The sequence below is a fragment of the Neorhizobium sp. SHOUNA12A genome, from assembly GCF_023006505.1.
Taxonomy (GTDB): Bacteria; Pseudomonadota; Alphaproteobacteria; order Rhizobiales; family Rhizobiaceae; genus Neorhizobium.
The window spans coordinates 11,950-28,952 of record NZ_JALBGV010000072.1; the positions used below are offsets into that span (position 1 = coordinate 11,950).

The window sequence follows — 17,003 nt, forward strand, 5'->3', positions numbered from 1 at the left end:
TCGATCTGCTTTACCCCCCGCAGGCATTATGCCGCTGTAACCGCTATCTTTTTACAAGCTCTCCACCCCTATGGGGATTATGGCCATTATGCATGACTATGCAATAACGGCTGGTAGGTTTCCCCTTCGAACGTCGGGTAATCCTGGATCTCCGGCAACTTCTTCGGCACGTTGCGGAGCTGGGTGGCGATTGCCGGATCGATCTCACGCGTGATCTCGCCTAGTTTCCGCGGCTTGCCGAGAAGATAGCCCTGCAGCTCGTCGCAGCCTGCATGAGCGAGGAACAGCGCCTGTTCGGTCGTCTCTACACCTTCCGCGACGACCTTCATACCAAGGCCGGTGCCGAGGTCTATAATGGTGCGTACGATGATCTGCGCGTTGTCGACCAGGTTCAGGTTGTTGACGAAACTACGGTCGATCTTGATCGTGTCGAACGGGTAGCGGCTGAGATAGCTCAGCGATGAATAACCGGTGCCGAAATCGTCGAGCGCGATGTGGAAGCCCATGCGCTTCAGATCGTTGAGGATCTGCACGGCGCGCTTGTCGTCCTCGATCAGCACGCTTTCGGTGATCTCGAGCTCGATCCGGTGCGGATCGGCACCGGTGGTCTTCAGCAGATCAGCGAGATCGGTGACGAAATCCGCATGGCGGAACTGCAGCGGGCTGACGTTGACGCTGATATGGCCATCGATACTGTCCAGGATCTTGCAGGCTTCGGCGAGCACCCAGGCACCGAGCCGGATGATCTTGCCGGAGGCTTCGGCGACCGGAATGAAATCGCCCGGACTGATCATGCCGCGCTTCGGATGGAACCAGCGCAGCAGCGCCTCGTAACCGATGATGAGGCCGCTTTCCGCCTCGACACGAGGCTGCAGATAGAGTTCGAATTCGCCCCGCTGCAAGGCGATTTCCAGATCGACTTCCAGCTCCCGGCGTTTCTCGATCAATTCGTTCATGCCCCGCTTGAACATGCGGCAGGCATTCCGGCCGGCGTTCTTGGCATGATAGAGTGCCACGTCGGCGCAGCCGATCAGCGCGTCCACGTCTTTTGCATGTTCGGGGCAGAGCGCACCCCCGATGCTGACGCTGATATTGACCTGTTCACCGTGGCCGATATCGATCGGATCGGCCATCGCGGTCAGCAGCCGATCGCCGAAACTCTCAAGCTCGTCGGTATCGGATGTATGGGCGATGATGACGGCGAACTCGTCTCCACCGAGACGGGCGACGATATTGTCCGGCCCGGCTTCGGCGGCAAGGCGCGCGGCGGTTTCGCGGATCACCGCGTCGCCGGCCTGATGGCCATGGATGTCGTTGACGTCCTTGAAGCGATCGAGATCGACCATCAGGACGCCGCAACCCCTGCCGTTTCCGGCCTCATCCACAAGTTCGGTCAGCCGCTCGGAAAACAGCACCCGGTTCGGCAGCCCGGTCAGCGGATCGTGGAGAGCGAGGTAGCGCATGCGGCTCTCCGCCAGCTTGCGCTCCCTGAGGTCGACGAGGCAGCCGATACGGGCTTTTTCGCCGCGATAGAGGATGTCGCGGCCGCGCGCCTCGACGGGGATTTCCTCGCCGCTCGCCAGCGCCACGAGAATCTCATGGCTGTTGTCGTCGTTGAGTTTCATCATGTCGACGACGGGGATCGTCTCGCCATCATGCAGGAAGTCGAAGACGGAACGGCCGATGATTTCGAGAAGCGGCAGGCCGATCATCTTGCCGAGCTGCTCGTTGCCATCAACGATGATACCGTCCCGGTGGATCAGGATCGCCTCGAACGTGGCGTTCGCCAGCGCTGCAACGCGCTCGGATTCCTCGTTGTCGCGTCGGAGCTCGGTCAGTTCTCCCCGGCTGCGCTCCTCCTCCTCGACATTATCCATCAGCCGGTTGAAGAGGCCGGTCAGCTTTTCCGCCTCGTCGCCCTTGACCATGGGAAGGCGCTTGCGCAGGTCGGCATTGCCGCCGAGAAGATCGGCCATTGCATCCTCCACATGTCCGACGCCGAGGCGGGTTGCGTGTTCGGCAAGGTTCAGCCCGTCCTCTTCGTCCTTGGCCGAAACGCGGATGTGCATCAGCCGGTCGGCCGCCCAGAAGAAGGCGTAACCGAGACCGAAGGACCAGTAGAAATTGACGCCAACGCCGACCAGCTGCACGTGCAGCTGTGCCAGCCTGCCGCCAGCCGGAAGCTGATCGACCGGCGCGAGAAGCGCCAGGAGCAGGGTTCCGGCGACACCAGCAAAGGCATGCACACCGATGGCGCCGACCGCGTCGTCGATCTTGAGCGTTCTCTCGACGAAGGCGTTGCCGAAGATCGCCACTGCGCCGCCGATGGCACCGACCATCAGCGCGTTTGCCGGATCGAGGATATGGCAGCCGGCGGTCACCGCCACCAGCCCGCCGAGCATGCCGGAGTTCGACTTTTCGGGAAGGATGACGCCGTCCTGGTAGAATCCGATGACATAACCGACGCAGGTGCCCATGCCGCCGGCCAGCACCGTGTTCATGATGATCGGCGCTAACTGGTCGGACACGCCGAGCGTCGAACCGCCGTTGAAGCCGATCCAACCTATGAAGAGAAGCAGTGCGCCCGTGGTCGACAGGACGGGGCTATGGCCGGCGATCCTGACCGGCGTTCCGTCGGCATTGAACTTGCCGATGCGCGGGCCGATGACCATGCAGGCCGCAAGCGCCACCCAGCCGCCGGTCGAATGGACGACCGTGGAGCCGGCGAAATCGACAAAACCCATCTGCGACAGGAAGGCGGATGCGTTCGGGAACAGCGCGGCGCCCCAGACCCAATGCACGAAGACCGGATAGATCAGCCCCGACATGAACAGCGAGCCGAACACATAGGCCGGCAGCTTCATGCGCTCGGCAACGGCGCCCGACACGATCGTCGCGGCGGTGCCGCAGAACATCACCTGGAAGACGAAAAAGGCCGACTGCCAGCTGTCGAGATCCCGCAGGAAATAGAACTCGCTCTGCTTCCCGAACAGGAAACCGTTCGAACGGCTGAAAGCGATCATGAAGCCGACTGCGGCGAACGCGACGACGCCGAAGACGAAATCGAGAAGGTTCTTCTGCGCGACGTTGATCGAGTTCTTCGAGCGCACCATGCCGGCTTCGAGCAGAAGGAAACCGACCTGCATCATCATCACCAGTCCGGCGGCGACGAGCATCCATGTCATATCCAGTCGGGAAGCCTGTGAAAGGAGATCATCCGCGAAGGCAAAGCTTGGAATAAGGCCACCGGAAAGCCCGGAACCTATAAAGAGCATAAAATATGACCAGCGAGATCGCATTAAAAGTCGACCGCAGAAAAGACATCGGAACAGATGCTTCAAGCTATCGCTAATGATTTAATTTTGAGTGTGACTCACAATTTTTGCGATCACAATGCGGAACGCATGTCACGCAGAGCGCGACTTTTCCCCATCGGAAAACAGCGCCGGACCATTCTGGTCGATGATCTGCTGAGCCTTGCGGACGGTATATTCGACCGCGTCATCCATGGAGGTGAACACGTCAGCGCGGACGAAGGTGCGCACCAGCGTCTCACCGTTCACATCCTTCTCGATACGCCCTGCCAGCCGGAACTGCGAACCCTCGCGGATCGGCGCCGGATGGATGATGCAGCCGCTATGTTCGACCGGTTTTGCGGAAGCAGCAGGTGCTTCGGCAGCTTTGCCGCCGCCGGAAAACATCGAGAAAATATTAGACAGGAACGAAGCCATGGCGGCTGCCTAGCATATTCCCGCGCCGCCCGGAAGCAGGGCACCCAAGGAAAAGTCACAATCCAACGTCTTAGATCCACCCGCACGATTGAGGAGCCTGTCCGCATGAAATGGAAGATCGCCACAGCATTCCTCCTAGCGGTCATCGCCGCGCTTTGGATCGGCAATACCTCCCTGTTCTCCCGCTTTCCGACCGACAGGCCGCTCAGGATCATTGCCCATCGCGGGCAGCACCAACTTTTCGACGCCTCCCATGTCGAGAACGATACCTGCACCGCAAGCCTGATGCTGCCGCCGACGCATGCTTTTCTGGAGAATACCATTGCCGGCATGAAGGCCGCCTTCGATGCCGGCGCCGATGTGGTCGAACTCGACGTGCATCTGACGCCGGACAAACAATTCGCCGTCTTCCACGACTGGACGCTCGATTGCCGCACCGACGGCAAGGGCGTTACCGAACAGACGCCGATGCCGGTCCTGAAGACACTCGACATCGGCTACGGCTACACCGCCGACGGCGGCCGGACCTTTCCGTTTCGGGGCCAGGGCAAGGGCCTGATGCCGACTTTGACGGAAGTCTTCTCCGCCCTTCCGGATGGACGTTTCCTGATCAATTTCAAGAGCCGCCGCCGGGAAGAAGGTGAAGCTCTGGCAACGCTTCTCAAGACCGACCCCGGCGCGCGGGCAGCGGCGTTCGGCGTTTATGGCGGAAACGAGCCGACCGAAAAAGCGGTGGCGCTTGTCCCCGGCCTTCCCGGCTATTCCAACCGCACGGCCAAATCCTGCCTCCTCAACTACCTGGCGTTCGGCTGGAGCGGCCATGTGCCGGAAACCTGCCGCAATACCCTTGTCCCGGTCCCGGCCAATCTTGCCTTCCTGCTCTGGGGCTGGCCGGAGCGTTTCTACAACCGGATGCAGGCGGCCGGGTCGGACGTCGTGCTGATCGGCCCGTTCGAGGCTGGCGATGCCGGATCTTCCGGCATAGACGACCGGGATGCGTGGGATCTGGTGCCTTCAGGCTTTCCGGGCCTCGTCTGGACCAACGTGATCGAGAAGACACGGCCCGAGGTGGAGCGCCGCGGCTTCTGCGCCCTACCCTCCCGACCGCAGATCTGCGGTTAGGCCACTAATCTGCGCCAGATACACTTCCCGCCGTCACCAAGCCCGCCTATCATCTCCCCTGGGTTCGGAGGGAGCGCCGGATGCAGAGGAGATTGTTGTCATGGCGGACGGTCATTTATGTCTGCGCGATCCTGATCGCCGCCTTCGGAGTGCTGCTGATGTCCGGCCCGCGCATGCCCGCTGACGGTTTTCCCACTTTCGACAAAGCCCGCCTCGGCGCCGATATCGACGCGTATCTCGGCGCAAGCGAAAGCCGTTTTCCGGATATAAGGCCCGGCGCCGCCAAACACGTCGTCTGGGCCGATCCGGCGACGAAGGCAAAGACATCCGTTGCCATCGTCTACCTGCACGGTTTCTCAGCTTCGGCCGAGGAGATACGCCCACTGCCCGACCGTGTCGCGGCAGCGTTCGGCGCCAATCTCTATTTCACCCGGCTCGCCGGCCACGGCCGCAGCGGCGAAGCGATGGGCGAAGCAAGCCTTAAAGACTGGTTGGCGGATTTTTCCGAAAGTCTCGCGATCGGTGAAGCGCTTGGCAATCGCGTCATCGTCATCGGCACCTCGACCGGCGCCTCGCTTGCGACACTGGCGCTTGCCGATCCGAAGATCGCATCGCGCATCTCGGCGGCCGTGTTCGTATCGCCGAACTACGGCATCAACAGCTTTGCCGCATTTCTGCTGACGACACCGGTCGCGCCGCAGCTTTCAAAACTGCTGCTTGGTGAAAGCCGCAGCTTCACGCCCTATAACGACCGCCATGCCGCCCACTGGACGACGCGCTATCCGACAAAAGCCCTGCTGCCGATGGCAGCGCTGGTGAAACTCTCGGTCGAGAGCCCGGTCGAGCAGGTCAGGACGCCGGCGCTGTTTCTCTATTCGTCGCTCGATCAGGTCATCCGCCCCGACAAGGTACGCGAGGTTGCCGGCCGCTGGGGCGGGCCTCACGGGCTTTTCGATGTCGGCCAGACCGGCGATCCCGGCAATCACGTGATTGCCGGCGACATCATCTCGCCGGCGACCACCGCACCGCTTGCTGAGCGGACCGTGGCCTGGCTACAGACCGTGCTCAGATGACGAGGTTCGCCAGGATCTCGTTCTCGGTAATGTCCTGATAGCCCATGCCGGCGGCTTCGAAGCGTTCGAGCAGGCTAGCGAAGTTCTCCGGCCTTGCGGTTTCGATACCGATCAGGATCGAGCCGAAATTGCGTGCCGATTTCTTCAGATATTCGAACCGGGCGATGTCGTCTTCCGGCCCCAGAAGGTTGAGGAAGTCGCGCAGCGCGCCAGGGCGCTGGGCGAGCCGCAGGACAAAATATTTCTTGACGCCGGAATAGCGCATGGCGCGTTCCTTGACGTCCGGCAGGCGCTCGAAATCGAAATTGCCGCCCGAGACGACGCAGACCACCGTCTTGCCGGCCAGCTTTTCGCGTCCGAGCATTTCGAGCGCGGTGATCGACAGGGCGCCGGCCGGTTCCAGCACGACACCTTCGACATTGAGCATTTCGGTGATCGTCACGCAGATGGCGTTTTCCGGCACCAGCAGGACCTGATCCGCCGAAAAGCCCTTCAAAGCTTCGAAATTCAGGTCGCCGATCCGCGCCACCGCAGCACCGTCGACGAAATTGTCGAGCTTGGCGAGCGTGATCGGCTCGCCGGCTTCAAGGCTTTTCTTGAGGCTCGGCGCGCCCTCCGGCTCGGTGAAGAGAAAGTCTTCCCGCTTGACGATGTCCTTCAGATAACCCGTCGTTCCGGAGGAAAGCCCGCCGCCGCCGACCGGCAGGATGATCAGATCAGGTGTTACGCTGTCAGGCAGTTGTTCGAGCAGTTCGGCCGCAACCGTTGCCTGGCCCTCGATGATGTCGGCGTCATCGAAAGGCGGCACCATGACGCCGCCGGTCTCTTCCACGTGGGCGCGGGCTGCCGCATAGCACTGGTCGAAAATGTCGCCGATCAGCCGGATGGTGATGAAGGGGCCGCCGAACATGCGGGTCTTGTCGATCTTCTGCTGCGGCGTCGTCACCGGCATGAAGACCACGCCCGGCACTTCGAAATGGCGGCAGACGAAGGCGAACCCTTGCGCGTGATTGCCGGCCGAGGCGCAGACGAAAGTCTTGCCCTTGGCACCCGACGTGATCGCCTTGCGCAGGAAGTTGAAGGCGCCGCGGATCTTGTAGGAGCGGACAGGAGACAGGTCCTCGCGCTTCAGCCAGATTTCGGCACCATAACGGCGGCTGAGGTGCTCGTTCATCTGCAGCGGTGTCTCGGGAAAAATCTCCCGCATCGCAACTCTCGCGTCGTTCACGCCCGCTTTCGTCACGCCCGCCTTGGTCACGTCTGCCTTGGTCAACTCTGCCTCGGTCACATCGGCCATCCATTGAATTTCAAGAATGGTCCCGCTATGCCATAGGCTTACGGCTGAGACAAAGCTTCTTTCAGTTGCCGCGAAATTCGGGACAACCATTTTTGAACGCCAATCTTTTCCGGTCGGTCATCTACATGACGGCGCTCTGCGCACTCTACCTGTCGCTGGCAATGTTCCTGCCGGCTATGGTGGACCTCTATTACGGGCACCGCGACTGGCAGGTCTTCGCCATGTCCGGCTTCATGGTCGGCGGGCTTGCGGCGGCAGCGGCACTCGCGACCCATGGCCCCCCGCCGGTCTTCAACAAGCGGCTGGGTTTCCTGCTGGTCAACGTGTTGTGGGCGATGTTTTCGGTGGTGGGCGCGATCCCGCTTTTTCTTGCCGAACACGAACTCTCGTTTGCACAGGCGCTGTTCGAATCGATCTCCGGCATCACCACTACCGGCTCGACGGTGATCGTCGGGCTGGACACCATGCCGCCCGGTATCCTGCTCTGGCGCTCGCTGCTCTCCTGGCTCGGCGGCATCGGCATCGTCGGCCTCGGCCTTTTCGTGCTGCCGTTCTTGAAGGTCGGCGGCGCCTCGATCTTCAAGCTCGAATCGTCGGAGACCAACGACAAACCGTTCGCCCGGCTTGCGAGCTTCACCCGCGCCTTCCTGATCGTCTACGTGCTGCTGACGCTTGCCTGCACCGTCGCCTACGATCTTGCCGGCATGGACCATTTCGATGCGCTGAACCATGCGATGTCGACGATCGCCACGGCCGGTTTTTCGACGCACGACATGTCGTTTGCCTATTTCGACAACAGGGCGATCTTGCTCGTCGGGACCGTCTTCCTGGCGATCTGCAGCCTGCCGTTTTCGGTGCTGATCCTACTTGCCGTGCGAGGCCGCCTGGATACGCTGCGCGATCCGCAAATCCTGGTTTTCCTTGGTTATCTCTGCGTCATCTCGATCGCCGTTGCCGTCTACCATCACCTGAGGAATGGTATCGAACTCGATGACGCGCTGACCCATTCGTTCTTCAACATCACCTCGATCCTGTCGACCGGCGGCTTTGCAAGCGACGACTACACGCTCTGGGGACCATTCGCGGTGCTCGTCGCCTTCTTCGCCACCTTCATGGGCGGCTGCTCCGGTTCGACTGCCGGCGGCATCAAGGCCTACCGTTTCGTGGTGATGGTCAACGTCATCCGCGCCGGGCTCAACAAGCTCATCTATCCGAACGCGATCTATCCGGTGCGTTACGGCAGCCTGACGGTGGATGCGGAGACCCAGCGTGCAGTCTTCCTGTTCGTCAGCCTCTACATTTTCCTCTGGGTGGTCGGCAGCATCGGCATGACGCTGTTCGGCTACGATATCCTGACTGCCACATCCTCGGTCATCACCGCGCTGTCGAATGTCGGTCCCGGCATCGGTCCGATCGTCGGCCCCGTCGGCAACTTTTCCACAATCAGCGATCCGGCGCTCTATCTACTGTCGCTGATGATGCTGCTCGGGCGTCTCGAAATCCTGACCGTGCTGGTCCTGCTGACGCCGGTCTTCTGGCGGCACTAGCCCGGCACGCGCAGGAATTCGACCGGCCCGCCCGGCTCGTCATCGTCGAAGACGGCGCAGGTCAGCTCGCCACCGAACACGCAGCCGCTGTCGATATTGGTGCGATTGCCGATCGTCTGCGGATTGCCGGGAAGTGGCGTGTGGCCGTGGCAGAGATGCCGGCCCCAGAATTCGCCGTCGTCGTCGCTCGCAAATCGCTTCCAGATCAGGTCACGCTCCCGCTGCCCCTCGAGCGGCAACGTCTCGTCGACGCCAGCGTGCACGAAGATGCGATGCTCGTCGACATGCATCAGCGGACGATGCGCGCACCATGACAGCACCTCGGGCGGCACGTAACCGTCGAAGGAAACCATCGTCTCGCGGCCGCCATTGTCGATCCAGAGGATCTCGTCGTGCCCACCGTTCTGGTGGGCGCGGACCATCATGTCCTCATGATTGCCCTTGAGCGCCGTCCACCGCCATCCCTCCTTGCGCGGGCCCGCCATGACGAGGTCGAGCACACCGCGGCTCTTCGGCCCGCGATCGATATAGTCGCCGATGAACATCACATGCCCGCAAGGCGCATGGTCCTCCACCTGCGCAAGCAATTCCTTCAACTGCGCAAGACAGCCATGAATATCGCCGATCGCAAAGGTAAAGCCCAAAGCACACCTCCATCGAAGTGGATATCAAACGGTCTTCACGGAAAACGGTTGCAGGCAAGGTCAGGTTTGGTGCGGACGGCGGGGATCGAACCCGCATGACCAAAGGCCGAGAGATTTTAAGTCTCTTGCGTCTACCAGTTTCGCCACGTCCGCATGGGCGTCCTGTTTCTTGAACTTGCGCGACGCCGTCAAGCACCGAAATTGCGGAAGCGGTTCGCGGTCACGAAAAAAGCGAGACGGTCGGATGGCGGGACGCGAAAAGGGCGCGGAGATCTCTCGCCACGCCCTTTCGGAGATTATCGCAATTCGATCAGCCGGCGAGCTTGGCAGCCAGCTTGGCGACGTGGGCGCCCTGGTACTTGGCGCCTTCGAGTTCGATTTCCGAAGGCTGGCGCGAGCCGTCGCCGTTGGTGATCGTGCTGGCGCCGTAGGGGGAGCCGCCCTTGACTTCTTCCGTGCCCATCTGGCCGGCAAAGGCGTAGGGCAGGCCGACGACGGCCATGCCCTGGTGCAGGAAGGTGGGGATGAAGCCGAGGATGGTGGATTCCTGGCCGCCGTGCTGGGTGGCGGACGAAGTGAACACCGAGCCGATCTTGCCGACCAGCTTGCCCTGTGCCCAGAGGCCGCCTGTCTGATCCCAGAAATTGCGCATCTGCGAAGCGACCGTGCCGAAGCGGGTGCCGGCACCGACGATGATCGCATCGTATTCGGTGAGTTCGTCGACGGTTGCGATCGGAGCCTGCTGGTCCATCTTGTAATAGGAAGCCTTTGCGAGCTCGTCCGGAACCAGTTCCGGAACGCGCTTGACCGTCACGTCGGCGCCTGCCGACTTTGCGCCTTCCGCAACGGCATAGGCCATCTTTTCGATGTGGCCGTAAGCGGAATAATAAAGCACGAGAACCTTTGCCATGATCTTCTCCATTCGATGTCTGGTGTGTGAACAAGGCCGTCTGCGGCCAGAACCAGACCCATATGTAACGGCTTCACGGATCGGCGACAGCCCGTGCGAGGTCTACGCACTGTTCAATATTTGGAGACGATATTTCGCTTGCGGATCATAAATTCGTAACGGACCTCCTTTCTGCGCTCATCACGACAAAATCGCTTCTGCCTTGAAAAATTTGGGCTTAGGAGTGTGGCATTTACGGAGGAATTTCCATGTCCGAAGCGCCCCAGCCGTCCTTGATCGTCACCGCCGCCATGCTCGCCATCGGCGACGAACTTTTGTCCGGCCGGACGAAGGACAAGAATATCGGCCATCTCGCCGATCTGCTGACGCTTTCCGGCATCGACCTCAAGGAAGTGCGGATCGTCGCCGACGAGGAGGATGCGATCGTCGAGGCGCTGAATGCGCTGCGCGGCCGTTACGACTACGTCTTCACCTCGGGCGGCATCGGCCCGACCCATGACGACATCACCGCCGACGCGATTTCCAAGGCCTTTGGCGTGCCCTGCATCCACGATCCCGAAGCGATGAGGCTGCTTGCCGACATGTACAAGCGCCGGGAGATGGAATTCACCGAAGCCCGCCAGCGCATGGCCCGCATGCCTGAAGGCTCCAGGCATATCGCAAACCCGGTCTCGACCGCGCCGGGCTTCATCATCGGCAATGTCTACGTGATGGCCGGCGTGCCGCAGGTCTTCCAGGCGATGGTCGACAACGTGTTGCCGATGCTGCGCTCGGGCGCAAAGATGCTGTCGCGGGCGCTCCCCTGCCCCTATGGCGAAGGCGATATCGGCACGCTGCTGTCGGCCGTACAGAAAGCGCATCCGGAGACCAGCATCGGCTCCTATCCGAAATATGACGGGCAGCGGTTCTCGACCGAGATCGTGGTGCGCGCCCGCGACCCGCAGGTTCTCGATGCGGCTGCGCAAGCCGTGGCAGAGATGATCGCCGGCATCGACCGCGCCAAGATCGCCACCAATCCGACAGCCGACGCCTGACCTGCGGCACTCTGTTTCTTCATTGCCGGGGTACGCTCCTTGACCGGGATCAAGGTGCGACACACGTACTTATGAGACACTGGTTTCCAATTCCGTGGAACCAGTTGATGAGGAGACACAGCCATGGCCTACAAGACCATTCTAGCCGTTCTCGACACCCCTCAAAACGCCAGGCAGATCACCGATTTCGCGATAGCGCTCGCCGAACGGTTTTCCGCCCACCTGATCGGCGTGCATGCCGAAACGCTCGCCGCCGTGCCGCTGATTGCGCCGATGGAAATTCCAGATCCCGCCGCCGTGCAGATCCTTCAGGACGCCGCGCAGAAGGAAACCGCCGAGGTCGAGCGGATTTTCAAGGACCAGGCGTCTCGCGATGGTCTTTCCATCGAATGGCGCAGCTTCACGTCGTCGGCTGGTTACGGCTCCCATTCGGTGATGGATACCGCCCATGCGGTCGACCTGATCGTCGCGAGCCAGAGCGACCCGGCCCATGCCGATCATCGCGCCGATATCGAAACATTCCTCTTCGACAGCGGCCGGCCGATGCTGCTCATCCCCTACACGATGAAGGTGCCGCAGCCGATCAAACGGGTACTGGTCGCCTGGAACGGTTCGCGGGAGGCGGCGCGGGCGACCTTCGATTCGATGCCGTTCCTTAAAGCTGCCGAAAGCGTCGAGGTGTTCTGCGTCGATCCGAGCGACCGTGGCGGCCAGACGCCGGAAATGGCGGGCGCCGAGATCGCCGCAACCCTTGCCCGGCACGGCGTCAACGTAACACTGTCGACGCAGGGAAAGAGCGGCATCTCCGCCGCAGCGGCGATCGAGAACCATCTCTCGGAAGGCAGTGTCGATCTTCTGGTGATGGGCGGCTACGGCCATTCGCGCTGGTGGGAAATGCTGTTTGGCGGCGTTACCCGCAGTCTGCTCGATTCGATGACGGCGCTGACTTTGCTTTCCCGCTGACAAATCCTTGCGTCGACCGGGGAATTGCCGCTATTAGCGAGAGCCAACAATATGCTTTCGCAAATGGTGGCCAGCCCTATGTCTCTTCCCGAAAAAGCCTTCCCCGTTTCCTGGGACCAGTTCCACCGTGATGCCCGGGCACTTGCCTGGCGGCTCGCCGGCCTTGGCCGGGAATTCCGTGCCATCGTCTGCATCACCCGCGGCGGCCTTGTGCCGGCGGCGATCATTTCGCGCGAACTCAATATCCGCCTGATCGAGACGGTCTGCATCGCCTCCTACCACGACTACGTCAACCAGGGCGAAATGAACCTCCTGAAGGGGATCACGCCCGAACTGACGGTCGACGAAGGCGCCGGCGTCCTGGTCATCGACGACCTGACCGATACCGGCAAGACGGCGTCGGAAGTGCGCGCCATGCTGCCGAAGGCCCATTTCGCCTGTGTCTATGCAAAACCCTCCGGTGTGCCGACCATCGACACTTTCGTCACCGAAGTCAGCCAGGACACCTGGATCTATTTCCCTTGGGACATGGGCTTCACCTATCAGGAGCCAATCGCCAAGGGCGCCAAGGACTGATTCTTTCCGGCCCCTTTCAAAAATCTCGGTCCTTGTCACGAGCCCGCCCGGTTAAAAAACCGCGCGGGCTTGTCTATTACTAGTGGCCGCAGATTCTTGATGTGTCTCAATATGGTACGGCTCAGCCTTCAAAACCCTGCTGAACCGGGCTTCTGGCACCGGCCGCCGCTCACGAAATATTTCTCGGCTTCGTAACACAAGTTTCAGGCCATCCCTGCAACTGCCTGAGAATCCTCGGCTATTTCTTCATCCCCGTTATCCACAGCCAAGAACCACAATATCTTGTGGTTATAAAAGCGTTGCAATCTACGCCTTGACGAATCTCTCGGCTCGTTCGACAGTGCTCCTTACGTTGCGGCGGCGACTGGACCGGAATTACGAGGCCGGTTCTTCTTCGAGTTTGACGGGAAAAGATCACGCAGTCCGGCTATGAGGGGCGGGCTGCTATCAGGGTCTCCGTGCGTGCTCGATTTTCCGCTCCGAAACAACGGCTGGGACTGGCGGAAAGATTCTGTTAATACTATATGTAGTAGTGTTGCAGCCGTTATCACCACAACATACAGGTTGGCATCGAAAGATGATTCACCTGGGATCGGGAACATTCAACCGGCTGCGCGCGTCGAACGTGTGGGCTGGAGCGGCACATCTGCGCCTTATCATCAGGCGCCAACGGACGAGGATTTAAGGCAATGCGCATCGAACGTCGTTTCACCAAGCCGGAGACAGGTGCTTACGGGGAAATCGAATTCCGCAAGGGGATCAGCGAGATCCGCAATCCGGACGGCTCGATCGTCTTCCGGCTTGCCGATATCGACGTGCCGGCGCAGTTCTCCCAGGTTGCGACGGACGTTCTGGCGCAGAAGTATTTCCGCAAGGCCGGCGTTCCTAAGATCCTGAAAAAGGTCGAAGAGAATGACGTCCCCTCCTTCCTGTGGCGCTCTGTAGCTGACACGGAAGCGATGAAGGCACTGCCTAAGGAAGAGCAGTACGGTTCCGAAACCGACGCGCGCCAGGTCTTTTCGCGCCTTGCCGGCACCTGGACCTACTGGGGCTGGAAGGGCGGTTATTTCACCTCCGAAGAAGACGCGGCCGCCTTCATGGACGAGCTTGCCTACATGCTCGCAACCCAGCGCGTCGCCCCGAATTCCCCGCAGTGGTTCAACACCGGCCTGCATTGGGCCTATGGCATCGACGGCCCCGGCCAGGGCCATTTCTATGTCGACCCCTTCACGGCTAAGCTCACCAAGTCGAAGTCGGCCTATGAGCATCCGCAGCCGCATGCCTGCTTCATCCAGTCGGTCGAAGACGATCTCGTCAACGAGGGCGGCATCATGGACCTTTGGGTCCGCGAAGCCCGCCTCTTCAAATACGGCTCCGGCACCGGCTCCAACTTCTCGATGTTGCGCGGCGCAGGCGAAAAGCTGTCCGGCGGCGGCCGTTCGTCGGGCCTGATGAGCTTTCTCAAGATCGGCGACCGCGCTGCCGGCGCCATCAAGTCGGGCGGCACCACCCGCCGTGCGGCCAAGATGGTCGTCGTCGACATCGACCATCCCGATATCGAGGAATACATCAACTGGAAGGTCAAGGAAGAACAGAAGGTGGCGGCCCTCGTCACCGGCTCTAAGATCGTCTCCCGCCACCTGAAGGCCATCATGAAAGCCTGCCTGAACTGCGAAGGCGGCAGCGGCGACGATTGCTACGACCCGCTCAAGAACCCTGCCCTGAAGCGCGAGATCAAGGCCGCCAAGAAGGATCAGGTTCCGGAAAACTATATCGGCCGCGTCATCCAGTTCGCCCGCCTGGGCTACAAGGACCTGGAATTCAAGACCTATGACACGGACTGGGATTCGGAAGCCTATCTCACCGTCTCTGGCCAGAACTCCAACAACTCCGTCTCGCTCAAAGACGACTTTTTGCGCGCTGTCGAGCAGGATGGCGACTGGAACCTGACCGCCCGCAAGGACGGCCGGGTGATGAAGACGCTGAAGGCCAAGGATCTCTGGGAACAGATCTCCTACGCTGCCTGGGCGTCCGCCGATCCAGGCATCCATTTCAATACGACGATGAACGACTGGCACACCTCGCCGGCCGGCGGCCCGATCCGCGGCTCAAACCCGTGCTCGGAATACATGTTCCTCGACGACACGGCCTGCAACCTCGCCTCCATGAACCTGCTGCAGTTCAAGGACAAGGCGACCGCCCGCATCAACATCGCCGATTACGAACATGCGACGCGGCTGTGGACCGTCGTGCTCGAAATCTCGGTGATGATGGCGCAGTTCCCGTCGCGCCAGATCGCCGAACTTTCCTATCAGTACCGCACGCTCGGCCTCGGCTACGCCAATATCGGCGGCCTCCTAATGTCGACCGGCATCGCCTACGACTCTCCGGAAGGCCGCGCCATCGCCGGTTCGCTGACCGCGATCATGACCGGCATTTCCTATGCCACCTCGGCTGAAATCGCCTCCGAGCTCGGTCCCTTCCCCAACTTCGCTCCGAACCGCGACAGCATGCTGCGGGTCATCCGCAACCATCGCCGCGCCGCCCATGGCGAGACCTCCGGCTATGAGCAGCTGTCGGTCAACCCGGTGGCGCTGATCCATTCGGAAAATCCGGACCAGGATCTGGTCGCCCATGCCAAGGCTGCCTGGGACAAGGCGCTTGTCCTCGGCGAACAGCACGGCTACCGCAACGCGCAGGTCTCGGTTATCGCCCCGACCGGCACGATCGGCCTCGTGATGGATTGCGACACCACCGGCATCGAGCCCGATTTCGCGCTCGTCAAGTTCAAGAAGCTCGCCGGCGGCGGCTACTGGAAGATCATCAACCGCGCCGTTCCGGAAGCCCTGCGCACGCTCGGTTATTCGGAAAGCCAGATCGCCGAGATCGAGGCCTATGCCGTCGGCCACGGCAACCTCAACCAGGCCCCCGGCATCAACTCCGGCTCGCTGAAGGCCAAGGGCTTCACCGACGAGAAGATCGAAGCCATCAACGGCGCCACCAAGGCTGCCTTCGACATCAAGTTCGTCTTCAACCAGTGGACGCTTGGCGCCGACTTCCTGAAGGGCACGCTTGGAGTCACCGACGAGCAGCTCGCCGACGTGAGCTTCAACCTGCTCGAACATATCGGCTTCTCCAAGAAGGACATCGAAGCCGCCAACATCCATGTCTGCGGCGCGATGACGCTCGAAGGCGCGCCGTTCCTGAAGGCCGAACATCTGGCCGTCTTCGATTGCGCCAATCCCTGCGGCAAGATCGGCAAGCGTTATCTCTCGGTCGAAAGCCATATCCGCATGATGGCGGCTGCCCAGCCGTTCATCTCAGGTGCGATCTCCAAGACGATCAACATGCCGAACGATGCGACCGTCGAGGATTGCGGCTCCGCCTACATGCTGTCCTGGAAGCTCGGCGTAAAGGCGAACGCGCTTTATCGCGACGGCTCGAAGCTCTCCCAGCCGCTCAACTCGTCGCTGATTGCCGATGACGATGCGGAAGACGCCGTCGAGGAACTGCTGGCTCAGCCGGCGGCAGCCCAGGCGGTGACGATCACCGAAAAGATCGTCGAGCGGATCATCGAAAAGGTCGTCCGCAGCCAGGAAAAGCTGCCCGGCCGCCGCAAGGGTTATACCCAGAAGGCGAAGATCGGCGGGCACACGATCTTCCTGCGCACCGGCGAATACGACGACGGCCGTCTCGGCGAAATCTTCCTCGACATGAACAAGGAAGGCTCGGCCCTGCGCGCCTTCATCAACAACTTCGCGATCTCCGTCTCGCTCGGCCTGCAGTATGGCGTGCCGCTCGAGGAATATGTCGATGCCTTCACGTTCACCAAGTTCGAGCCGGCCGGCATCGTCACGGGCAATGACGCGATCAAGAACGCCACGTCCATCCTCGACTACGTGTTCCGGGAACTGGCGATCTCCTATCTCGGCCGCCATGACCTCGCACATGTCGACACGTCGGACTTCTCCAACACCGCGCTCGGCCGCGGCGTTTCGGAAGGCAAGGCGGATGTGGTCTCCAAGGGCCTGACCCGCGGTTACAAGCCGACGCTCGTCTCCGGCACCGGCGGCGACCGCCCGGCCGACATCAAGGGTGCGGCGACC

General features: G+C 61.2%; 12 protein-coding genes and 1 tRNA gene. 7 read left to right on the top strand and 6 right to left on the bottom strand.

Annotated elements, in window-relative coordinates:
* Nucleotides 1–86: 86 nt before the first annotated feature.
* Nucleotides 87–3,176 (bottom strand): ammonium transporter, encoded by a 3,090-nt coding sequence (gene amt / locus MOV63_RS24840; RefSeq protein ID WP_247037910.1) that lies wholly within the window; start codon nt 3,174–3,176, stop codon nt 87–89.
* Nucleotides 3,177–3,407: 231 nt separating this feature from the next.
* Nucleotides 3,408–3,731 (bottom strand): HlyU family transcriptional regulator, encoded by a 324-nt coding sequence (locus tag MOV63_RS24845; RefSeq protein ID WP_038542269.1) that lies wholly within the window; start codon nt 3,729–3,731, stop codon nt 3,408–3,410.
* 105 nt (nt 3,732–3,836) lie between these two features.
* Here MOV63_RS24845 and MOV63_RS24850 point away from each other — a divergent pair, with 105 nt between their 5' ends.
* On the top strand, nt 3,837–4,853 hold the full coding sequence (locus MOV63_RS24850; RefSeq protein ID WP_247037913.1) for a glycerophosphodiester phosphodiesterase family protein: 1,017 nt from the start codon (nt 3,837–3,839) through the stop codon (nt 4,851–4,853).
* An 80-nt stretch (nt 4,854–4,933) separates the two neighbouring features.
* Nucleotides 4,934–5,926, top strand: coding sequence for a carboxylesterase (locus MOV63_RS24855; protein ID WP_247037914.1), 993 nt, complete (start codon nt 4,934–4,936; stop codon nt 5,924–5,926).
* Here the strand turns inward: MOV63_RS24855 and ilvA are convergent.
* Entirely contained in the window at nt 5,919–7,133 is a 1,215-nt protein-coding gene (ilvA, locus tag MOV63_RS24860; RefSeq protein ID WP_247037931.1) for a threonine ammonia-lyase, read from the bottom strand. The genes MOV63_RS24855 and ilvA overlap by 8 nt on opposite strands.
* A 182-nt stretch (nt 7,134–7,315) precedes the next feature.
* On the opposite strand from ilvA, the gene MOV63_RS24865 reads away from it, so the two are divergent.
* Nucleotides 7,316–8,770: a TrkH family potassium uptake protein gene (locus MOV63_RS24865; RefSeq protein ID WP_247037917.1), complete on the top strand. Its 1,455-nt coding sequence runs from the start codon at nt 7,316–7,318 to the stop codon at nt 8,768–8,770.
* On the opposite strand, the gene MOV63_RS24870 is transcribed toward MOV63_RS24865, so the two are convergent.
* The 3 genes from MOV63_RS24870 to wrbA form a co-directional block, all read right to left on the bottom strand.
* Nucleotides 8,767–9,414, bottom strand: a complete 648-nt coding sequence (locus MOV63_RS24870) for a metallophosphoesterase family protein (protein ID WP_247037919.1) — start codon at nt 9,412–9,414, stop codon at nt 8,767–8,769. The two genes, MOV63_RS24865 and MOV63_RS24870, sit on opposite strands and share 4 nt — an antisense overlap.
* 67 nt (nt 9,415–9,481) lie before the next feature.
* Nucleotides 9,482–9,567, bottom strand: a tRNA-Leu gene (locus MOV63_RS24875).
* A 157-nt stretch (nt 9,568–9,724) separates the two neighbouring features.
* Nucleotides 9,725–10,324, bottom strand: a complete 600-nt coding sequence (gene wrbA / locus MOV63_RS24880) for an NAD(P)H:quinone oxidoreductase type IV (protein ID WP_247037921.1) — start codon at nt 10,322–10,324, stop codon at nt 9,725–9,727.
* Nucleotides 10,325–10,572: 248 nt separating this feature from the next.
* On the opposite strand from wrbA, the gene MOV63_RS24885 reads away from it, so the two are divergent.
* The 4 genes from MOV63_RS24885 to MOV63_RS24900 all read left to right on the top strand — a co-directional run.
* Nucleotides 10,573–11,358: a competence/damage-inducible protein A gene (locus tag MOV63_RS24885; RefSeq protein WP_247037923.1), complete on the top strand. Its 786-nt coding sequence runs from the start codon at nt 10,573–10,575 to the stop codon at nt 11,356–11,358.
* A 123-nt stretch (nt 11,359–11,481) separates the two neighbouring features.
* Entirely contained in the window at nt 11,482–12,321 is an 840-nt protein-coding gene (locus MOV63_RS24890) for a universal stress protein (RefSeq protein ID WP_038542255.1), read from the top strand.
* A 78-nt stretch (nt 12,322–12,399) separates the two neighbouring features.
* Entirely contained in the window at nt 12,400–12,897 is a 498-nt protein-coding gene (gene gpt / locus MOV63_RS24895; RefSeq protein WP_247037925.1) for a xanthine phosphoribosyltransferase, read from the top strand.
* Nucleotides 12,898–13,586: 689 nt separating this feature from the next.
* On the top strand, nt 13,587–17,003 hold a 3,417-nt coding region (locus MOV63_RS24900), incomplete at its 3' end, for a vitamin B12-dependent ribonucleotide reductase (protein WP_247037927.1).